Origin of the sequence: Anoxybacillus sp. FSL W8-0382 (genome assembly GCF_038003845.1) — a bacterium.
Classification (GTDB): domain Bacteria; phylum Bacillota; class Bacilli; order Bacillales; family Anoxybacillaceae; genus Anoxybacillus; species Anoxybacillus flavithermus_G.
In genome coordinates this window covers 2,641,541-2,662,777 of the sequence record NZ_JBBOPX010000001.1, presented here as the reverse complement: position 1 = coordinate 2,662,777, position 21,237 = coordinate 2,641,541, and the positions used below count along the sequence as shown (strand labels likewise).

Sequence of the window (21,237 nt, the reverse complement as noted above, 5' to 3'; positions counted from 1 at the left end):
GGGGAAGGTTTCATGACCAAATATATTTTCGTAACAGGTGGCGTTGTATCATCGCTTGGGAAAGGAATTACGGCTGCTTCACTTGGTCGCTTACTAAAAAATCGCGGCTTAAAAGTGACCATTCAAAAATTTGATCCGTACATTAACGTTGACCCAGGAACGATGAGTCCGTATCAACATGGAGAAGTGTTTGTCACAGATGACGGGGCGGAAACGGACTTAGATTTAGGTCATTACGAGCGCTTTATTGACATTAATTTAAACAAATACAGCAACGTCACAACAGGAAAAATTTATTCCACCGTATTGAAGAAAGAACGTCGCGGCGATTATTTAGGAGGAACGGTACAAGTCATTCCGCACATTACAAATGAAATTAAAGAGCGCGTCTTTCGCGCAGGTCGCGAAACGAATGCGGACGTCGTTATTACAGAAATCGGAGGGACAGTTGGCGACATTGAATCTCTTCCGTTTTTAGAAGCGATTCGTCAAATAAAAAGCGACGTTGGCCGTGAAAACGTGATGTACATTCATTGTACGCTTGTCCCATATATTAAGGCAGCAGGTGAGATGAAGACAAAACCGACGCAACATAGCGCCAAAGAATTGCGCAGCCTAGGCATTCAACCGAACGTGATCGTCGTGCGCACAGAAATGCCGATGTCCCAAGATATGAAAGATAAAATCGCCCTATTTTGCGACATCGATCCGAAAGCGGTCATTGAAGCGCGTGACGCTGACACGTTATACGCTGTTCCGCTTATGCTTCAAGAACAAAAGTTAGACCAAATCGTTTGCGAACATTTAAAACTAAACTGCAACGAAGCGGATATGACAGAATGGATCGCGCTCGTTGAAAAAGTGCGCAACTTATCCAACAAAACGACGATTGCGCTTGTTGGAAAATATGTTGAACTACAAGATGCGTACATTTCTGTCGTCGAAGCGTTACGTCATGCGGGATATGCGTTTGATACGGATGTCGATATTCGTTGGATTAACTCCGAACATGTTGATCGGGACAACGTGGCGCAATTGCTGCAAGGAGTAAACGGTATTCTCGTTCCAGGCGGATTTGGCGATCGCGGCATCGAAGGAAAAATTGAAGCGATTCGCTACGCTCGCGAACAGCGCATTCCGTTCCTTGGCATTTGTTTAGGTATGCAGCTAGCATCCGTTGAGTTTGCCCGCCATGTCGTCGGCTTAAAAGGTGCACATTCAGCGGAAATCGATCCAAGCACACCGCATCCAATTATCGATTTATTGCCGGAACAAAAAGACATTGAAGATTTAGGTGGAACGCTTCGCCTCGGCTTATATCCGTGCAAGCTTGTAGAAGGAACGAAAGCGTATGATGCGTATCAAGATGAAGTCATTTATGAGCGCCATCGTCATCGTTATGAATTTAATAACGAATATCGTACGATGATGGAAGAGAACGGCTTTATGTTTTCAGGTACAAGCCCAGATGGCCGTCTTGTAGAAATTATTGAGTTAAAAGATCATCCGTGGTTTGTTGCGGCGCAGTTCCATCCAGAATTTACATCTCGTCCGACGCGTCCACAGCCGCTTTTCCGCGAATTTATTCGCGCATCGTTAGAAAAATAAAGGAGGATGTCCGATATGGGCATCCTCTTACTCGTATTCTGCGACAATTTCTTGCGTCATGAGCGCTAAACTATGATAAGCGAATAAAGCGGCAATCGCAGAAGGAAAGCCAACGCGTGTACCATCTTCTGTTGGAACGAGCGGCTGTTTTAAACATAAATCAATATGCACATCGACGTAATCAACAAGTGTTTGTGTCGTTTCTTCTATGATGGATGACATACCGATTGTCCATATGTTTTGTTCTTGAAGTTGTTTAGCGATGCGAATGGCTTCTTCATTTGTACAAAAGCGCGAAACGATAAGCACGCGATCAGCGGTTGTTACTTCGTTTATATCTAGCCGTTTTACGTTTGGTAGCTTTTCAGCTCCATAAAGCGCCTCCGCAACAACTGCTTCCATTTCATCGATGCCGTAAATAAAAATCGTTCCGCTACTAATGACTGCCTGTGCAAGTAAGCGGGCAGCATCTTCAAACTGCTCTTCTTCTTGCGCGCTTATTCGTTGAAACACCCCAGCAAGCTGTGTCGATAATATTTTTAACATGGTGAATCCCCTTCCCATGCGACGTTGTCTATGGTGTTCATTATATTAAAAAATAAAAAAATGATCAAAATCCGAACATGAAGCAGGATAAATGGTAAAAATTTCGAAGTAATGATACGATAATAAAGATAGGAGCTTTACATGTCAACTACCCCCACTTAGCTAACGCTTGAAGCGGGGGCTTGCAACTCCCCAGAAGTGCGAGCGGACTTTGTCCTCCTTCCTTGACTTGGGGTTGCATCAAGGGGCAGGTTGACAACTACCCAACGATGCAGGTCATGCCTACATCGTTACCGATTCTCTCGGTGTGTCTGTTGGCAGTACTTGGCTTCCACACACAACAGACGGATATACGCTCGATGTTTTACGGTTACAACGTTTCCTGTAACCAACTCCATACATCGAGTAGCAGTTATTGGAGTGCCTTTATTTAACGGTTTTCTCCACGCTTTTATTATATCATACACAAAAGAAAGGGGGAACGCGCATTCCTCTCCCACTTACTCCCTTTGGTCGTTGAAGTGGGAGTCTCCTGCGCGAAATAGGATGAAAATAGAGAAAATAGAGGTGTTGATATGGCGGGGAAGGTTTTAATTGTGGACGACCAATTTGGCATTCGTATTTTATTAAACGAAGTATTTCAAAAAGAAGGGTACGAAACGTATCAGGCAGCTAATGGTGTTCAGGCGCTTGATTTGTTTGCGAAACATTCCCCCGACTTAGTGTTGTTAGATATGAAAATCCCGGGCATGGATGGGGTTGAAATTTTAAAGAAGATGAAAGAGATGAATGAAAACGTCAAAGTCATCGTGATGACAGCCTACGGCGAACTAGATATGATTCATGAAACGAAAAAGCTCGGTGCGCTGACACATTTTGCGAAACCTTTTGACATAGATGATATGCGTGATGCAGTGAAAAAATATATTCGTTAACCATTGACAGCTTTTTGAACTTTTTTCACAAAGTTTCGTTCGTTTCGGTGAATAATGTTGATGTGTGGAAACAAAGTTTGTTATTCTTATAATGTACATACTATTCGAGGTCGTCTTGTATAAAATTGTCGTATTTTGGTCATTGTACATGTGAAAGGCGCTTTCGGATAGTGAACAATGGCTAATTTAAGGAGGATTTAACGATGCCTTTAGTTTCAATGACGGAAATGCTTAAACAAGCATTGGCAGGCAAGTATGCGGTCGGTCAATTCAACATTAACAACTTAGAATGGACACAAGCGATTTTAGCGGCAGCCGAGGAAGAAAAGTCTCCTGTCATTCTTGGTGTGTCTGAAGGAGCAGCTCGCTATATGGGCGGCTTTAAAACGGTTGTAAACATGGTCAAAGGATTAATGGAAGACATGAACATTACTGTTCCTGTTGCGATTCACCTTGACCACGGTTCTAGCTTTGAAAAATGTAAGGCGGCGATTGATGCTGGATTTACATCTGTTATGATCGACGCATCACATCATCCGTTTGAAGAAAACGTTGAAATTACATCAAAAGTGGTGGAGTACGCTCATGCGCGCGGCGTCTCTGTTGAAGCTGAGCTCGGAACAGTCGGCGGACAAGAAGATGACGTCGTTGCAGAAGGAATCATTTATGCAAATCCAGATGAGTGCGAGGAGCTTGTGAAGCGTACAGGCATCGACTGTCTAGCACCAGCGCTCGGTTCTGTACATGGTCCATATAAAGGAGAGCCAAAACTAGGATTTAAAGAGATGGAAGAAATTCGTGATCGTACAGGTGTACCGCTCGTATTACATGGTGGAACAGGTATCCCGACAGAACAAATTCAACGCGCTATTTCGCTCGGTACATCAAAAATTAACGTCAATACAGAAAACCAAATGGCGTTTACAAAAGTGGTGCGCGAAGTGTTAGCGAAAGACGAAAAAGTGTACGATCCGCGCAAAATTCTTGGCCCTGGCCGCGATGCGATTAAAGAAACAGTCATTGGCAAAATGCGCGAATTCGGTTCTTCCGGCAAAGCGTTGTAATACAAGCCGCACCGTTTCAGCGTTTGCTGAAGCGGGCGGTTTTGTTTCATTCCATTTTGAAAGCGTTTAGGAGGTTGGAAATCATGAAATTTTTTATTGATACAGCGAACATTGATGAAATTCGCCATGCTCACGAACTTGGCATTTTAGCGGGGGTAACGACCAATCCGAGCCTCGTTGCCAAAGAAAACGTATCATTCCACGATCGTCTTCGTGAAATTACTTCTCTCGTTTCAGGCTCCGTTAGCGCTGAGGTGATTGCAACAGATGCAGAAGGAATGATTGCAGAAGGAGAAGAGTTAGCGAAAATTGCTCCAAACATTACAATTAAAGTGCCGATGACGCCAGAAGGATTAAAGGCGGTCAAAGTATTTAGCGAAAAAGGAATTAAAACAAACGTGACGCTTATTTTTAGCGCCAACCAAGCGTTATTAGCGGCGCGTGCTGGTGCAACGTACGTCTCTCCATTTTTAGGACGCCTCGATGATATCGGTCATAACGGCTTAGACTTAATCGAAACGATCGCAAACATTTTTGCGATTCACGATATTGAAACGGAAATTATCGCCGCATCTATCCGTCATCCACAACATGTGACAGAAGCGGCATTAAAAGGGGCGCACATCGCGACAGTTCCTTACAACGTGTTGATGCAACTGTTTAAGCATCCACTAACAGATCAAGGCATCGAAAAGTTTTTAGCAGACTGGAATAAAGCGAACCAAAAATGATGATCGAACCGTTTTCCGTCGCGTTTTAGTATTTGCTTTGCGAGAAGGGAGACAAATATGGAAAAGTTAAAAATCGTTGGCGGTGACTTTCTTCGAGGCTCCGTGCGCATTAGCGGGGCGAAAAATAGCGCCGTCGCGCTCATTCCAGCCGCTATTTTAGCAAACTCACCTGTAGTCATTGAAGGATTGCCGAACATTTCAGACGTTCATGTGCTCGGACAATTAATCGAAGAAATTGGCGGTGCTTTTCATTTCGATGAAAACGAAGTCGTCATCGATCCGTCACATATCGTTTCTATGCCTTTGCCGAACGGAAAAGTAAAAAAATTACGTGCTTCCTATTACTTGATGGGTGCGATGCTTGGACGGTTTAAAAAAGCGGTCATCGGTCTTCCCGGTGGTTGCCATTTAGGGCCGCGTCCAATTGACCAACACATCAAGGGCTTTGAAGCGCTTGGGGCGAAAGTGACAAACGAACAAGGTGCCATTTATTTACGAGCGGAAGAGCTTCGCGGGGCACGCATTTATTTGGACGTCGTTAGCGTTGGGGCGACAATTAACATTATGTTAGCTGCCGTCTTGGCGAAAGGGAGAACGATTATTGAAAATGCGGCAAAAGAGCCAGAAATTATTGACGTTGCGACGCTATTGACAAACATGGGTGCGCGCATTAAAGGGGCAGGAACAGACGTCATTCGTATTGACGGCGTGGAACAGTTGCACGGTTGCCGCCATTCCATTATTCCGGATCGCATTGAAGCAGGAACGTATATGATTATCGGTGCGGCTATGGGGAAAGAAATGATTATTGACAACGTCATTCCGCAACATTTAGAGGCTGTCATTGCAAAAATGCGTGAAATGGGCGTTGTTGTCGAAACGAGCGATGACCAAATTTTTGTTGCGACGAAAGAACATCTTCGTGCTGTCGATATTAAAACGCTCGTTTATCCGGGCTTCCCGACCGATTTACAACAGCCATTCACTTCACTATTAACGAAAGCATCCGGGACGAGCATTGTGACAGATACAATTTATAGCGCCCGATTTAAACATATCGATGAGTTGCGGCGCATGAATGCGAACGTAAAAGTCGAAGGGCGTTCAGCGATCATTACAGGTCCATCCCGACTGCAAGGAGCGAAAGTGCGTGCGACCGATTTGCGTGCAGGAGCTGCACTTGTGGTCGCGGGATTAATGGCCGAAGGGGTTACAGAAATTACAGGGTTGGAACATATTGACCGTGGCTATAGCAACTTAGTTGACAAACTTGTCAACCTTGGTGCAACAGTTTGGCGCGAACAAATGACAGAGCAAGAAATCGAACAACTAAAGAACACATAATGCAACAAAGGGGAGAGGGAGAAACGATGGAAAGAAGTTTATCGATGGAGCTTGTCCGTGTAACAGAAGCCGCAGCACTAGCTGCAGCGCGCTGGATGGGGCGCGGTAAAAAAGATGAAGCGGATGAGGCGGCCACTTCTGCGATGCGCGATGTATTCGATACAGTCCCGATGAAAGGAACGGTTGTCATCGGTGAAGGGGAAATGGATGAAGCACCGATGTTATACATTGGGGAAAAGCTTGGCAACGGTTACGGCCCGCGCGTCGATGTCGCAGTCGACCCGCTTGAGGGAACAAACATTGTCGCCTCTGGTGGCTGGAATGCGTTAGCGGTCGTCGCTGTGGCGGATCATGGTAACTTGCTTCATGCGCCAGATATGTACATGGATAAAATTGCTGTCGGACCGGAAGCGGTCGGCATGATTGACATTAACGCTCCGATCATTGATAATTTAAAGGCAGTTGCCAAAGCAAAAAATAAAGATGTGGAAGACGTTGTAGCGATCGTTTTAAACCGTCCGCGCCACGAACGCATCATTGCCGAGTTGCGTGAAGCGGGGGCGCGCATTAAGCTTATTAATGACGGCGACGTTGCGGCGGCGATCAATACAGCGTTCGATCATACAGGGGTAGACATTTTGTTCGGTTCAGGCGGTGCACCAGAAGGGGTATTAGCCGCTGTTGCGCTCAAATGTCTCGGTGGAGAAATACAAGGAAAACTATTGCCGCAAAACGATGCGGAGTTGGAACGATGCAAAAAAATGGGGCTAGATGTGAACCGTGTATTGCGTATGGAGGACCTTGTGAAAGGAGACGACGCTATTTTTGCGGCGACGGGTGTGACTGACGGCGAATTGTTACGTGGGGTACAATTTAAAGGGGCATATGGCGAAACACACTCCATCGTTATGCGGGCGAAGTCAGGAACCGTTCGTTTCATTGAAGGACGCCATAGCTTGAAGAAAAAGCCGAACCTTGTTATGAAGTGATCGCGAGATGCGCGAACTTTTTGCGCTCTCGCTCTTTTTCTATTGATTGACAATATGAAAAAAGGGTAAAATAGTCGTGTTATGTCCCTTCTCATCATCTTTTCATCTTCGCTTTTTCCATCCAAAGAGAAATTCATCAAAATAAATAAAAGAGTGGTGTAAGTATGGAGTTAGGAGATTTAACGATTGCAAAGCTAGAAAATATGACCATTAAAGAGCTATATGAATTAGCTCGCCAATACAAAATTTCATATTACAGCAAACTAACAAAAAAAGAACTAATTTTTGCGATTTTAAAAGCGCGCGCAGAACAAGACGGCCTCTTTTTTATGGAAGGCGTGCTTGAAATTATTCAATCAGAAGGATTCGGCTTTTTGCGTCCAATTAACTATTCCCCTAGTTCGGAAGATATTTATATTTCCGCATCGCAAATTCGCCGCTTTGATTTGCGCAACGGTGATAAAGTTTCAGGAAAAGTGCGGCCGCCAAAAGAAAACGAACGATATTTCGGCTTATTGCACGTCGAGGCTGTAAACGGTGAAGACCCAGAAATCGCGAAAGAACGCGTCCATTTCCCAGCGCTCACACCGCTTTACCCAAGCCGTCAAATGAAGCTCGAAACGACGCCAGACAAGATATCTACCCGCCTCATCGATTTAATTGCTCCGATTGGATTCGGTCAGCGCGGCTTAATTGTCGCACCGCCAAAAGCAGGAAAAACGATGTTATTAAAAGAAATCGCTAACAGCATCACAACGAATCACCCTGATGTTGAACTGATTGTCTTGCTCATTGATGAACGCCCAGAGGAAGTGACGGACATTGAACGTTCTGTATCAGCCGATGTCGTCAGTTCCACGTTTGATGAAGTGCCAGAAAACCATATTAAAGTGGCGGAGCTTGTGCTTGAACGTGCGATGCGTCTTGTTGAACATAAACGTGACGTTGTCATTTTAATGGACAGTATTACCCGTTTAGCGCGCGCATACAACTTAGTCATTCCTCCAAGCGGACGCACGCTTTCGGGAGGAATTGACCCAGCGGCATTCCACCGTCCGAAGCGGTTTTTCGGGGCGGCGCGGAACATTGAAGAAGGGGGCAGTTTAACGATTTTAGCTACCGCTCTTGTTGATACAGGGTCGCGCATGGATGACGTCATTTACGAGGAATTTAAAGGAACAGGAAACATGGAGCTTCATCTTGATCGCTCATTAGCGGAAAAACGGATTTTCCCTGCCATTGACATTCGTCGTTCAGGTACGCGAAAAGAAGAATTATTAATTCCAAAAGAACATTTAGAAAAATTATGGGCGATTCGTAAGACAATGTCAGATACGCCAGACTTTATTGAGCGTTTTATTCACCGACTAAAGCAAACAAAGACAAACGAAGAGTTTTTTGCGATGTTGGATGAAGAGTGGAAAACAGCCGGAAATTTAAAACGGTTATAAATGGATAGTTGCAAAACAACGGAACGGTTGTTATAATTTTATCATGTGTGTTTTTCATTGCATATAAACTCTGTTTCGAAAAGATTCAGGGCGGAAGGAGATGAAATGAGATGAAAGCAGGAATCCATCCAAACTATAAAAAAGTGATGGTTAAATGTGCGTGTGGAAACGAGTTTGAGAGCGGTTCTGTTAAAGACGAAGTGCGCGTAGAAATTTGCTCAGCGTGCCATCCATTCTACACAGGACGTCAAAAATTCGCTTCTGCTGCAGGACGTGTTGATAAATTTAACAAAAAATACGGCCTTAAGTAATCCGTATGTCATGAAAACAGGCAAGCGAACATTTTTCACTTGCCTGTTTTTTTCGTGAAAGCTTGAAAGAAAGGGGACGCCCTCATGTATGTTATGAAGCAATCCGGCTGGCTTGAAGTCATTTGCGGCAGCATGTTTTCGGGAAAATCAGAGGAGCTCATTCGTCGTGTACGCCGCGCGCAGTTTGCGAAGCAAGAAGTGAAAGTGTTTAAGCCAGCGATTGATAATCGATATAGTGAAGAAGCAGTCGTTTCCCATAACGGGACGTCTGTTATTGCCATTCCGGTGTCATGTGCATTAGACATTCGCAAGCATATTACTGCGCATACGGACGTTGTGGCAATTGATGAAGTGCAATTTTTTGATGAACGTGTCGTTGACGTCGTGCAACAGCTTGCTGATGAAGGATATCGCGTCATTGTAGCTGGATTGGATCAAGACTTTCGTGGTGAGCCGTTCGGTCCTGTTCCAACGTTAATGTCCATCGCCGAATCGGTAACAAAACTACAAGCTGTTTGTACTGTCTGTGGCTCTCCCGCATCGCGCACGCAGCGGCTCATTGACGGACGTCCTGCATCTTATTATGATCCTGTCATTTTAATCGGTGCGAGCGAATCGTACGAACCACGTTGCCGCCATCATCATGAAGTGCCTGACCACCCAGCGAAAAATAAAACAAGTACAGAAACGGCGACTCGTCCATAAGTATGAGTAAAATGTTTGTGGGAGAAAAAAAGACAGGTTCCTGATTTGGTATAATAAGGAACCTGTCAGATATGTAAGCAAAATAGATGAAAAACGGGCTCTCCTCCTGGTAAGGTAGTAAGTGAGAAAAAAATACAACCAAAGAAAGGAGTGGAGCCCATGCAGGATTATATCACAAACGGCTTGACATTAAAAGAGATCGAACAGTCTTTATTTAGACATATGCAAAAACAATATGGTCATCTCCTTCAACAGGTGTTGGAGGAGATCGACCGCACATTGGCAGAACAGCGGGACAAGAAACGATATGCGCTCAAAGATAAGCGGACGATCCGACTCCAAACGCTATTTGGAGAGGTGGAAGTGAAGCGAAACTACTACTTTGACCGTGAAAAAAAGGTGTATACGTCTTTACTCGATGTCTTTCTTCAGTTCGATGGGGCGCATGGAGTGAGTCCGCTATTAGAGGAGACAGCGATTCATCTCGCCGTGACGGGTTCTTCGTATCGACAGGCTGCGCAGTCGCTTGAAAAGCTGGTGGGGTATGCATGTATGAGTCACGAAACGATTCGCCAGTCCATCATCGAGGCAGAGGTGGAAGGGCACCGTGCGATGGAGAAAAAAGGGCGCGTGTTTTTTATCGAAGCAGACGGGTTGTACGTGAAACGTCAACGAAGCCGCATCAAAGGAAAAGAAGAAAAGATCATCACGATTCACCAAGGATGGGAGAAAAACGGGAAACGCGTATCCTTAGTGAATCGACGGTATATGGTTCATCAAACGAATGAACCGATTTGGGAAGCTGTAGAGAATTTTCTGATGAAGGAATACAGCTATGATCCGTTTGAGGATTGGGTGGTCATCAATGGAGATGGAGCCCCATGGATTACAGCGTGTCGAGAATATTTCGGGGACAGGGGGTACTTTCAGCTTGATCGGTTCCATGTGGCAAGAGAGATTCGTCAATTGTTCCGAGGTCATGCGAGATATCGGGTGATTCGAAAGAAGTTAGCATCATGGGATGAAGAAGGTGTGTTACGAGAACTCACAAGTGCCATCGGTACGTTAGAACATGAGGAGAAGGAAAAGCAACTCGAGGCGCTTGTTCGTCGAATCGAGGAGATGCCAGGATGTTTGCGTGACTATCGCGTATGGTTGAAGGAAAAAGGGATTGACACGACAAACATGAGGGCGATGGGGAGTGCGGAAGCAACGATGCATGTGTTTGCGAAACGAAGTAAAAACGGTCGAAGTTGGAGGGATGCAGGGATTGAAGCGATGTTGCGAGCGATCGTCGCGATAAAAGATACGTTACTCATTCGGACACGCGATGGAGTGATGTATGGCGTGGAAGAACGAGAAGAAACGAAACGAGAAACGATCGTGAAAAAGGCACTGAAGCGCGTGCAAACGCAAATGACAGAAGTGGTACGAGATAACATCCCATACCTTCGCCAATCTTCAGGGACACCGATTTACGAGGCATTGCAAGCATTGAAAGGTTTTTAAAACGAGAGAAAACGCACATACCTACAGGATGAGAGTAAGTAAAAGCGCTTACATATAACGATTTTATAAAACCATATATAACCAAAAAAATCGGTCGAGAAAAAAATCTCCCACAAAGTCTTGACTCAAACCGTCCATAAGGGCGAGTTTTTTCGTATGATCGTTTATGATATAATGAAAAGTCGAGGTGAGAAAAATGTTCGATCGTTTACAAGCGGTAGAAGCCCGTTATGAAAAATTAAATGAACTATTAATGGATCCAGATGTGTTAAATGATCCGAAAAAGTTGCGTGATTACTCAAAAGAGCAATCCGATTTAGCTGAGACTGTCCAAACGTATCGTGAATATAAAACGGTGCGTGAGCAGCTTGCGGATGCGAAAGCGATGCTTGAAGAAAAGCTCGATCCAGATATGCGCGAAATGGTGAAAGAAGAAATTAGCGAACTAGAAGAGCGTGAAGAGCAGCTTGTTGAAAAGCTAAAAGTATTGTTGCTTCCGAAAGATCCGAACGATGATAAAAACGTTATTATGGAAATTCGCGGAGCGGCAGGTGGAGAGGAAGCAGCGCTTTTTGCAGGCGATTTATACCGCATGTACACGCGCTATGCCGAGTCGCAAGGATGGAAAACAGAAGTCATTGAAGCACATCCGACAGGACTTGGCGGTTATAAAGAAATTATTTTTATGATTCAAGGAAAAGGAGCGTACTCGAAGCTGAAGTTCGAAAACGGTGCCCATCGCGTCCAGCGCGTACCAGAGACGGAGTCAGGCGGACGTATCCATACGTCGACAGCGACGGTAGCGTGCTTGCCGGAGATGGAAGAAATCGAAATTGAAATTAACGAAAAAGACATTCGTGTCGATACGTTTGCTTCGAGTGGGCCGGGGGGCCAGAGCGTCAACACGACGATGTCAGCGGTTCGTTTAACGCACATTCCAACAGGAATTGTCGTCTCGTGCCAAGACGAAAAGTCGCAAATTAAAAATAAAGAAAAAGCGATGAAAGTATTGCGTGCGCGCATTTACGATAAATACCAACAAGAAGCGCGTGCAGAATACGACCAAACGCGCAAACAAGCCGTTGGAACAGGAGATCGCTCCGAGCGCATTCGCACATACAACTTCCCGCAAAACCGCGTGACCGATCATCGCATCGGCTTGACGATTCAAAAGCTTGATCAAGTGTTAGAAGGAAAGCTAGACGAAATTATTGATGCGCTCATTTTAGACGATCAATCGAAAAAATTGGAGCAAGCGAACAATGAGCAGTAAAATATATGAAGTCCTTCAATGGGCTTCTTCTTTTTTCCGAGAGCACGGCAAAGAAGCAACGGCTGCAGAATGGTTGTTGCGCCACCACTTACAAATGACGCGCGCGCAACTATTTGCTTCGTTGCGTGAACCAATCGATGAAACGAGCAAGCGAACATTTATCGCCGATGTAAAAAAACATGCACTTGAACATATACCGATTCAATATTTAATCGGGTATGAACAGTTTTACGGTCGAACGTTTATCGTGAATGAACACGTACTCATTCCGCGTCCAGAAACGGAAGAGCTCGTCGCCCACGTACTTGCACGTACGACCGAGCAGCCCCTTCGCCTAGTTGACGTCGGAACAGGGAGCGGGGCGATTGCCATTACGTTGGCGTTAGAGCGGCCAACATGGCAAGTGTATGGCATTGATATTGCCGTCCGCTCGCTCGAAGTGGCTAAACAAAATGCCGAAAAGCTTGGCGCTCACGTGCATTGGCTCGAAGGGGACTTACTTAAGCCGATCATTGAAAAAGGGATAACGGTTGATATCGTCGTTTCCAATCCGCCATACATTCCATCGCACGAAATTTCGACGCTATCGCCCGTCGTACAAAAAGAACCGCTCCGTGCACTTGTCGGTGGCGAAGATGGTTTGTTGTTTTATCGTCGCTTGATGGAACAACTGCCACATGTAGTTACCTCGCAAGCACTTATTGCATTTGAAATCGGTCACGGTCAAGGTCGAGCTGTTCAAGCGATGTTGCAACATGCATTTCCTTCTGCGCGTGTGGATGTGATGTGTGATATAAACGGCAAGGAGCGCATCGTCATCGCCGATCTCGCTTCCGAGTAACATCGGAAGCTTTTTTATATTTTTTCATTTTCATAGTTTATGAAACTCCTTTTCTGGTTACAATGCATAACAAGAAAGGGGAGGTAAACGATGAACAAATACGTTATGATGGTATATATAACAATGGTGATGATTGGTGCGCTTGTGACGATATATGGACAACAAACGGAAGCGCAAAGAGATGTTGTCATTCCAAATGAAGCGGTGCGGCTACGCATTTTAGCAAATAGCGATGCACCAGCTGATCAAGCGTTAAAACGTGCCGTTCGCGATGCGGTAAACGATCAAATTACAACATGGGTGAGCGATTTAACGTCATTTGAAGAAGCAAAACGAGTAATTGCCGAACATATACCGGAAATTGAACAAACCGTTGCTCGCGTTCTTCAAGAAAAAAAGAGCGATCAGTCGTACAAAGTGACGTTTGGGCGTGTATCGTTTCCGACAAAAATATATGGATCGTACATATATCCAGCAGGTGAGTACGATGCGGTCTTAATTACGCTCGGCAAAGGTGAAGGGGCGAATTGGTGGTGCGTTTTATTTCCACCGCTCTGTTTTCTCGACTTTTCCACAGGTGAAGCCGTTCGTCCTGCGGAAAAACGAGTCGAACAAAAGACACAAGTTGAACAAATGGAGGAACAGCCGCTCGTTGTTGAAGATGAACAGCAAGTAGAAGTGAAATTTTTCGTTGCAGAAGTATGGGAAAAACTTATGCAATAAACATATCCACAAATTTATCAACAAAAACGGGTTAATTATCCACAATTTGTGAACAAATGTTGTGTGTTTTTTGCGAATGTTTTATACTCATTGAAGAATTTGTTGTAAAATGCTTATGAGCGGTCGATAAAAAATAAGCAACTTGGAATATTTATGAGGTGAAAACGTTGAAGACACGCATATTTTTTGTGGATAAAAATGTGGATGAGTTAAACAGTTGTCCACAAGTGAAACAGGCCGCAGCGTATTTACAACGAGGCGAGCTTGTTGCGTTTCCGACAGAAACGGTGTATGGTCTTGGAGCGAACGCCATGTCCACAGCAGCTGTGGAAAACATTTTTGTAGCGAAAGGGAGACCGAGCGATAATCCACTTATTGTTCACATTGCGACAACGGAGCAGTTGCATGATATTGCTTGCGACATTCCTCCTGTTGCATACACATTGATAGAGCATTTTTGGCCGGGTCCGCTCACGCTCGTTTTGCCGAAAAAAGATGCTGTTTCTCCGCGCGTTACTGCCGGTTTGAACACGGTAGCCGTGCGCATGCCGAACCATCCGATCGCGCTTGCCCTTATCCAAGCGAGCGGTTTGCCTATTGCTGCACCGAGTGCGAATCGTTCAGGAAGACCGAGTCCGACGACGGCGAAACATGTGCTCGACGACTTAGATGGACGGATTGCAGCTGTTGTCGATGGGGGAGCGACAGGTGTTGGAGTTGAGTCAACGGTTATAGACTGCACGTCAGCCATCCCGACCATTTTAAGGCCGGGCGGTGTGACAAAAGAAGAAATTGAACGGGTGATCGGAGCTGTGGATATCGACCGCGCACTTGTGGAAAAAGAGGCTGTGCCGAAATCTCCAGGGATGAAATATACACATTACGCCCCGAAAGCTCCGCTCGTCGTTGTGTATGGCTCACCGTCATTTTTACAACAAGTTGTGAATGAAAAACGAGCGAGTGGATTTACTGTAGGAGTGTTGACGACGGAAGAGCGGCGCGATACGTATGAAGCTGATGTCGTTATTGCGTGCGGACGACGAAGTGATTTACGAACGGTGGCAAAACAGCTTTATGACGCGTTACGAGCGTTTGATGAAACACATGTACATTTCATTTATAGCGAGGCGTTTCCGAACGAAGGCATCGGGGTCGCTATTATGAATCGATTGTTAAAGGCAGCTGGCTATCAACAAATGATGGAAAAATGATGTCTAAACTCCTTAGGGTGTGCATATGTTAACGTGAGGGCACGTCCTAAGGAGGCATTTGTATGATTGGGGAAATGATCACATTAGCGATGATGGCATTTGCGTTGGGGATGGATGCATTTTCCGTCAGCCTTGGCATGGGAATGCTTCGACTTCGTCTGAAGCAAATCGCCTATATTGGATTAACGGTCGGTTTTTTCCATATTGTCATGCCTTTAATCGGGATGGCGATTGGGCGATTGTTATCTGTCCGGCTCGGCCATATGGCGACATACATCGGCGGAGGATTGCTGCTTATTCTCGGCATACAAATGGTCATCGCCTCCTTTCGTCATGAACAAGAACATTGGCTGAGACCGGTCGGTATCGGTTTGTTTGTATTTGCATTTAGCGTTAGCCTCGACAGTTTTTCCGTCGGGTTAAGTTTAGGGATTTATGGAGTAGAAATGGCATTAGCGGTCATAGCGTTCGGATTGACGAGCATGATGTTAACGTGGATGGGGTTGCTTCTTGGGCGCCGCTTTCAACGTTGGCTAGGTACATATAGCGAGGTGTTAGGCGGAGCCATTTTGCTTTTGTTTGCTTGTAAACTATTATTTCCGTTATGAGCTGGGATTTTCCAGTTCTTTTTTCTTTCGTTTAGTCTATATTTTGTCCTGCTGCTTACTTTATAATAATAGTAAACATGAGGGAAATGATGAGAGGTGTACGTTGTGAGCCAAACGAACGTTTTATTTGTATGCACAGGAAATACGTGCCGCAGTCCGATGGCAGAAGCGCTGCTTAAGCATAAGCAGCTACCGCATGTGCAAGTGAGGTCAGCGGGCGTTTTTGCGTTTGAGGGGAGCGATGCGTCACAACATGCGAAAGCGGTGCTTGCTGAAAAGGGGATTCATATTCAGCACCAATCGTCGTTATTGACGAAAGAGCATGTTGACTGGGCGACGTACATATTAACGATGACCGAAAGTCACAAGCAACATGTGTTGTCTCGTTTTCCGGAAGCAGAAGGAAAAACGTTTACGTTGTACGAATTTCTTGGTGACAGCAAAGACGTTATCGATCCATTTGGGGGCTCGATTGACGTGTATCGTCAAACGCGCGATGAGCTCGAACAAGCGATCGAAAAGCTACATGAAAAGCTATAAAGCAAGGGGGCTGTATGATGGGGGGAAAATACACATTTAGCTTACAAAAAAAGCTAGTTATTTTTACAACGGTATTAGCAATCATTACGTATTCAACAAGCGCCTTTTATATTTATGTGCTCTATGACTACGTCAAACAATGGCTTCCCTTTGGGGAAAATACGTTTACCATTTTAACGCTATTGTTCGGTATTTTTTGGTCTGGTGTATTGGCATATTATGCGGCGCGGTTCATTACGAAACCGCTTTCTCAACTTGAACAAGCCGTGTTAAAAGATTCAGCAATTAGCGAAAAGCAATGAATCGTCGCTCGATGTTGTACGTCGTTTAGAAGATCATGCGAAAGAAGTCGGTCAAATCATTTCCCTCGTCGGAGATATTGCCGGACAAACAAATTCATTAAATAGTGAAAAGACCGTCTCGAATCGTTAAAATGAAAAGAGACGGTTTTTTCTTTACACAAACAAGGAGGGGTTTAAACGTGAAAGTAGCAATCGCATCAGACCATGGTGGCATTCGCATTCGCGAGGAAATTAAAAAACTAATGGATGAAATGGGAATTGAATATACAGATTTTGGATGTGAATGTGAAACGTCGGTCGATTATCCAGACTATGCGTTGCCAGTAGCGGAGAAAGTGGCGAATGGCGAATTTGACCGCGGAATATTAATTTGCGGAACAGGTATTGGCATGAGTATTGCGGCAAATAAAGTGAAAGGCATTCGTTGTGCGCTCGTTCATGACGTATTTAGCGCAAAAGCGACGCGCGAACATAACGACAGCAATATATTAGCGATGGGCGAACGCGTCATCGGACCGGGATTGGCGCGCGAAATTGCCAAAGTATGGCTGACAACCCCATTTGAAGGAGGTCGTCACGAAAAACGTATTCAAAAAATTTCCGCTTATGAAAACGAGCAATAAAGGTGGGAGTATCGTGACGGACATGGAACAATGGCGTAGTCAATGGCAAAAGGCGCTTGCTGAGTTTCGTGCACAAGTGCCGCTAACGAATCATGACGTTGTCGTCATTGGTTGCAGCACAAGTGAAGTCATTGGAGAAAAAATCGGAACAGCCGGAACGATGGATGTGGCGGCGATGTTGTTTCAAGAATTAAAACGATGGCATGAGGAAACAGGGGTTCAGCTTGCATTTCAATGTTGTGAACATTTAAACCGGGCATTAGTAGTGGAACGACAAACAGCTGTGACAAAGCAGTTGGAAATTGTGAGCGTCATTCCTGTTCGCAACGCGGGTGGCGCAATGGCGGCATACGCATATACGCAACTTCATGATCCTGTTGTCGTTGAACATATTCGAGCAGATGCGGGCATTGATATCGGTGCTACATTAATTGGCATGCATTTAAAACACGTGGCGGTTCCTGTCCGTACATCGATTAAGCAAATCGGACATGCGGTCGTTACATTTGCAAAAACGAGACCGAAGCTCATCGGAGGAGAACGCGCCGTCTATTCAGAAGAAAAGGCGAACAAATCATGTTCGATCGGTTAAATTTGTTCACTTTTTCATTTGAAAATGTGTTAAGATAAAAAAGAATATTCACAATTTAGGGGAGGATTGTCAATGAGTCGCTTGTCACAGCAAGATCCGAAAGTATTTCAAGCCATTCAAGATGAATTAAAACGACAACAAACAAAAATTGAACTGATTGCATCAGAAAACTTCGTTAGTGAAGCGGTGATGGAAGCGCAAGGATCCGTGTTAACGAACAAATATGCAGAAGGATATCCGGGACGCCGATATTACGGCGGTTGTGAACATGTTGACGTCGTAGAAGAGCTTGCGCGCGAACGTGCAAAACAATTGTTTGGAGCTGAGCATGCAAATGTTCAGCCGCATTCAGGAGCACAAGCGAACATGGCTGTCTATTTTACAGTTTTACAACACGGGGATACAGTGCTTGGCATGAATTTGTCGCACGGAGGGCATTTAACGCACGGAAGCCCGGTGAACTTTAGCGGTGTACAGTACAATTTCGTTGAATATGGCGTCGATCCAGAAACGCATCGCATTAACTATGATGACGTTCGCGAAAAAGCATTAAAACATAAACCGAAATTGATCGTTGCTGGGGCAAGCGCATATCCTCGCACGATTGACTTTGCGAAGTTTCGTGAAATTGCGGATGAAGTGGGCGCATATCTCATGGTTGACATGGCGCATATCGCGGGGCTTGTGGCGGCAGGTTTGCACCCGAACCCTGTTCCTTACGCCCATTTTGTGACGACAACGACGCATAAAACGTTACGCGGTCCGCGCGGAGGAATGATTTTGTGCCAAGAGCAGTTTGCGAAACAAATTGATAAAGCGATTTTCCCAGGCATTCAAGGGGGTCCGCTTATGCACGTCATCGCCGCGAAAGCAGTCGCGCTCGGCGAGGCGTTACAAGATGACTTTAAAACATATGCCCAAAATATCGTGAACAATGCTAACCGTCTAGCCGAAGCTTTAACGGCTGAAGGGTTTACGCTCGTCTCTGGCGGAACGGACAACCATTTATTGCTCGTTGACCTCCGTTCCATCGGATTAACAGGAAAAGTCGCTGAAAAAGTGCTCGATGAGATCGGTATTACAGTCAATAAAAACACGATTCCATATGACCCAGAAAGCCCGTTTGTCACAAGTGGCATTCGCATCGGTACAGCAGCGGTGACAAGCCGCGGATTTGGGCTTGAGGAAATGGGTGAAATTGCGCGCATCATCTCGCTTGCGCTCAAACATAAAGACGATGAGCAAAAATTAGAAGAGGCGCGCCAACGTGTTGCCGCATTAACCGAAAAATTTCCACTGTACGTATAAGGTGTCCATCGGGGCACCTTTTTCTTTAAATCGTAAGTTGAATCCTCGTTTGTTTTTATGTAAAATTTACAAGAATGCATATGAAAAAAAAGGGGCGACTGACATGAGTAAAGTGTACGTATTTGATCATCCGTTAATTCAACATAAGCTTACATACATTCGCGACAAACATACAGGAACAAAAGAGTTTCGCGAGCTTGTCGAAGAAGTGGCGACGCTTATGGCGTTTGAAATTACACGCGATTTGCCGCTTCAAGAAGTTGAAATTGAGACGCCTGTCAGCAAAGCGAGAGCGAAAGTGATCGCAGGGAAAAAATTAGGTATCATCCCGATTTTACGTGCAGGAATCGGAATGGTAGACGGCATTTTAAAGCTCATTCCAGCTGCTAAAGTAGGTCATATCGGATTGTATCGCGATCCAGAGACGTTAAAGCCGGTTGAATATTACGTGAAGCTTCCGACAGACGTCGAAGAGCGCGACTTTATTGTTGTCGATCCGATGCTTGCGACAGGGGGATCAGCTGTTGAGGCGATTCATGCGCTCAAAAAACGCGGGGCGAAAAACATTAAATTTATGTGTTTAATCGCCGCACCAGAAGGAGTCGAAGCGGTACAACAAGCGCATCCAGATGTCGATATTTACATTGCTGCATTAGACGAAAAATTAAACGATCACGGCTATATCGTACCAGGTCTTGGCGATGCTGGCGACCGTCTATTCGGAACGAAGTAAGGTGGGCATCATGAACAAACGAAAAGTGATGACGATTTTTGGGACGAGACCGGAAGCGATTAAAATGGCTCCGCTCGTGCTAGAGTTGCAAAAATATGAAGATATTGAGTCGATTGTAACTGTGACAGCACAACATCGCCAAATGCTTGATCAAGTGCTCGATATTTTCGGTATTCAACCACATTACGATTTAAACATTATGAAAGAGCGTCAAACGCTTGTCGATATTACGACAAGAGCGCTCGCTGGCCTAGACGACGTCATGAAAAAAGTAAAGCCCGACATCGTGCTCGTCCACGGCGACACGACAACGACATTTGTCGCGAGTCTAGCGGCATTTTACAACCAAATTGCTGTTGGGCACGTGGAAGCAGGACTTCGAACATGGAATAAGTACTCTCCGTTTCCAGAAGAAATGAATCGCCAATTAACGGGCGTATTAGCTGATTTGCACTTTGCTCCGACCGCGAAAGCAGCTGAAAACTTGCGCGCAGAAAATAAGCCAGAACAATCCATTTTCATTACAGGGAATACAGCGATTGATGCATTAAAAACAACGGTGCGTGAAGCGTATACGCATTCGATTTTACAAAAAGTTGCAGGAGGTCGGATGATTTTATTGACAGCGCATCGTCGTGAAAACCTTGGTGAACCGATGCGCAATATGTTCCGGGCGATTAAACGGCTCGTAGACGATTACCGCGACGTTCAAGTTGTTTATCCCGTTCATTTAAATCCGGTCGTTCGCGAATTGGCGAATGATATATTAGGAGACGATGAACGCATTCATTTAATCGAGCCGTTAGATGTCGTGGATTTCCATAACTTCGCAGCCCGTGCATATATGATTTTAACCGATTCAGGCGGCGTTCAAGAAGAAGCCCCTTCGCTTGGTGTGCCTGTCCTTGTGCTACGCGATACAACGGAACGCCCAGAAGGCATTGAGGCAGGAACGCTCAAGCTAGCTGGAACGGATGAACAAACGATTTATGCGCTAGCAAGTGAATTATTAACAGACGAAAGAGCATACGAGCAAATGGCGAAAGCGTCAAACCCGTACGGTGATGGGTGGGCATCAAAGCGGATTGTTGAAGCGATTCGTTATTATTTCGGGCAAAGCGCTGTTCCGCCGACGCCATTTCAACACGAAAAAGGGATGTGATGACGCATCCCTTTTTTCTACCAAAAATTTTCCCTACTTTTGTGACCGAACGCATTGACATCACGTTTTCACTATTGTATGCTTACAAAGGGACAAAGATAACCTTTTTAAAAATACAGTAAATTCTG

22 protein-coding genes and 1 pseudogene are annotated in these 21,237 nt (G+C 45.2%); 22 read left to right on the top strand and 1 reads right to left on the bottom strand.

Translation table 11 applies throughout. The features are described 5' to 3' along the window. Positions 1 to 12 precede the first annotated feature (12 nt). Positions 13 to 1,608 carry a CTP synthase gene (locus NSS60_RS14085; protein WP_340720925.1) on the top strand — a complete coding sequence of 532 codons (1,596 nt, stop codon included), beginning with the start codon at positions 13 to 15 and terminating at the stop codon, positions 1,606 to 1,608. Between the two features lie 27 nt (positions 1,609 to 1,635). Here NSS60_RS14085 and NSS60_RS14080 read toward each other — a convergent pair whose 3' ends face one another. Further along, on the bottom strand, positions 1,636 to 2,154 hold the full coding sequence (locus tag NSS60_RS14080) for a DUF2529 domain-containing protein (protein ID WP_004893067.1): 519 nt from the start codon (positions 2,152 to 2,154) through the stop codon (positions 1,636 to 1,638). 575 nt (positions 2,155 to 2,729) lie between these two features. On the opposite strand from NSS60_RS14080, the gene NSS60_RS14075 reads away from it, so the two are divergent. From NSS60_RS14075 to wecB, 21 genes and pseudogenes are all read left to right on the top strand, one after another. Beyond that, on the top strand, positions 2,730 to 3,089 hold the full coding sequence (locus NSS60_RS14075; protein WP_004893064.1) for a response regulator: 360 nt from the start codon (positions 2,730 to 2,732) through the stop codon (positions 3,087 to 3,089). A 203-nt stretch (positions 3,090 to 3,292) separates the two neighbouring features. After that, positions 3,293 to 4,153, top strand: a complete 861-nt coding sequence (locus NSS60_RS14070; RefSeq protein WP_004893063.1) for a class II fructose-bisphosphate aldolase — start codon at positions 3,293 to 3,295, stop codon at positions 4,151 to 4,153. A gap of 83 nt (positions 4,154 to 4,236) precedes the next feature. Continuing rightward, the gene (fsa, locus tag NSS60_RS14065; RefSeq protein ID WP_003397044.1) at positions 4,237 to 4,884 is read left to right on the top strand and encodes a fructose-6-phosphate aldolase; all 648 of its coding nucleotides are present in this window, start codon (positions 4,237 to 4,239) and stop codon (positions 4,882 to 4,884) included. A 57-nt stretch (positions 4,885 to 4,941) separates the two neighbouring features. Beyond that, entirely contained in the window at positions 4,942 to 6,228 is a 1,287-nt protein-coding gene (locus NSS60_RS14060; RefSeq protein ID WP_340720924.1) for a UDP-N-acetylglucosamine 1-carboxyvinyltransferase, read from the top strand. Between the two features lie 26 nt (positions 6,229 to 6,254). Continuing rightward, on the top strand, positions 6,255 to 7,217 hold the full coding sequence (glpX, locus tag NSS60_RS14055) for a class II fructose-bisphosphatase (RefSeq protein WP_004893061.1): 963 nt from the start codon (positions 6,255 to 6,257) through the stop codon (positions 7,215 to 7,217). Between the two features lie 164 nt (positions 7,218 to 7,381). After that, positions 7,382 to 8,668, top strand: coding sequence for a transcription termination factor Rho (rho, locus tag NSS60_RS14050; protein WP_004893060.1), 1,287 nt, complete (start codon positions 7,382 to 7,384; stop codon positions 8,666 to 8,668). A 110-nt stretch (positions 8,669 to 8,778) separates the two neighbouring features. After that, positions 8,779 to 8,979 (top strand): 50S ribosomal protein L31, encoded by a 201-nt coding sequence (gene rpmE, locus NSS60_RS14045; protein WP_003397039.1) that lies wholly within the window; start codon positions 8,779 to 8,781, stop codon positions 8,977 to 8,979. Between the two features lie 84 nt (positions 8,980 to 9,063). Next, positions 9,064 to 9,684 carry a thymidine kinase gene (locus NSS60_RS14040; RefSeq protein WP_340720923.1) on the top strand — a complete coding sequence of 207 codons (621 nt, stop codon included), beginning with the start codon at positions 9,064 to 9,066 and terminating at the stop codon, positions 9,682 to 9,684. Between the two features lie 159 nt (positions 9,685 to 9,843). Beyond that, positions 9,844 to 11,193, top strand: a complete 1,350-nt coding sequence (locus NSS60_RS14035) for an ISLre2 family transposase (RefSeq protein ID WP_339172569.1) — start codon at positions 9,844 to 9,846, stop codon at positions 11,191 to 11,193. Positions 11,194 to 11,389: 196 nt separating this feature from the next. Then, positions 11,390 to 12,466, top strand: a complete 1,077-nt coding sequence (gene prfA / locus NSS60_RS14030; protein ID WP_003397036.1) for a peptide chain release factor 1 — start codon at positions 11,390 to 11,392, stop codon at positions 12,464 to 12,466. Continuing rightward, positions 12,456 to 13,307, top strand: coding sequence for a peptide chain release factor N(5)-glutamine methyltransferase (gene prmC / locus NSS60_RS14025; RefSeq protein WP_004893040.1), 852 nt, complete (start codon positions 12,456 to 12,458; stop codon positions 13,305 to 13,307). The genes prfA and prmC overlap by 11 nt, the downstream gene beginning before the upstream one ends. 90 nt (positions 13,308 to 13,397) lie before the next feature. Beyond that, positions 13,398 to 14,030 (top strand): stage II sporulation protein R, encoded by a 633-nt coding sequence (spoIIR, locus tag NSS60_RS14020; protein ID WP_340720922.1) that lies wholly within the window; start codon positions 13,398 to 13,400, stop codon positions 14,028 to 14,030. A gap of 167 nt (positions 14,031 to 14,197) precedes the next feature. Next, positions 14,198 to 15,241, top strand: coding sequence for an L-threonylcarbamoyladenylate synthase (locus NSS60_RS14015; protein WP_192948581.1), 1,044 nt, complete (start codon positions 14,198 to 14,200; stop codon positions 15,239 to 15,241). Between the two features lie 62 nt (positions 15,242 to 15,303). Further along, entirely contained in the window at positions 15,304 to 15,849 is a 546-nt protein-coding gene (locus NSS60_RS14010; protein ID WP_340720921.1) for a manganese efflux pump MntP, read from the top strand. 105 nt (positions 15,850 to 15,954) lie between these two features. Then, a complete protein-coding gene (locus NSS60_RS14005) occupies positions 15,955 to 16,389 on the top strand; it encodes a low molecular weight protein arginine phosphatase (RefSeq protein ID WP_340720920.1) in 435 nt (144 codons plus the stop codon). Between the two features lie 17 nt (positions 16,390 to 16,406). Further along, positions 16,407 to 16,664, top strand: a pseudogene (locus NSS60_RS14000) (methyl-accepting chemotaxis protein); the annotation flags it as partial. A 206-nt stretch (positions 16,665 to 16,870) separates the two neighbouring features. Next, positions 16,871 to 17,314 carry a ribose 5-phosphate isomerase B gene (gene rpiB / locus NSS60_RS13995; RefSeq protein ID WP_091700071.1) on the top strand — a complete coding sequence of 148 codons (444 nt, stop codon included), beginning with the start codon at positions 16,871 to 16,873 and terminating at the stop codon, positions 17,312 to 17,314. A gap of 22 nt (positions 17,315 to 17,336) precedes the next feature. Beyond that, complete coding sequence (locus tag NSS60_RS13990; protein ID WP_422108671.1) at positions 17,337 to 17,906, top strand: TIGR01440 family protein; 570 nt, start codon at positions 17,337 to 17,339, stop codon at positions 17,904 to 17,906. A 72-nt stretch (positions 17,907 to 17,978) separates the two neighbouring features. Next, positions 17,979 to 19,214 (top strand): serine hydroxymethyltransferase, encoded by a 1,236-nt coding sequence (gene glyA, locus NSS60_RS13985; RefSeq protein WP_340720918.1) that lies wholly within the window; start codon positions 17,979 to 17,981, stop codon positions 19,212 to 19,214. Between the two features lie 103 nt (positions 19,215 to 19,317). Beyond that, positions 19,318 to 19,947 (top strand): uracil phosphoribosyltransferase, encoded by a 630-nt coding sequence (gene upp, locus NSS60_RS13980; protein ID WP_003397013.1) that lies wholly within the window; start codon positions 19,318 to 19,320, stop codon positions 19,945 to 19,947. A 10-nt stretch (positions 19,948 to 19,957) separates the two neighbouring features. After that, positions 19,958 to 21,109, top strand: coding sequence for a non-hydrolyzing UDP-N-acetylglucosamine 2-epimerase (wecB, locus tag NSS60_RS13975; protein WP_340720917.1), 1,152 nt, complete (start codon positions 19,958 to 19,960; stop codon positions 21,107 to 21,109). Positions 21,110 to 21,237: the final 128 nt, after the last annotated feature.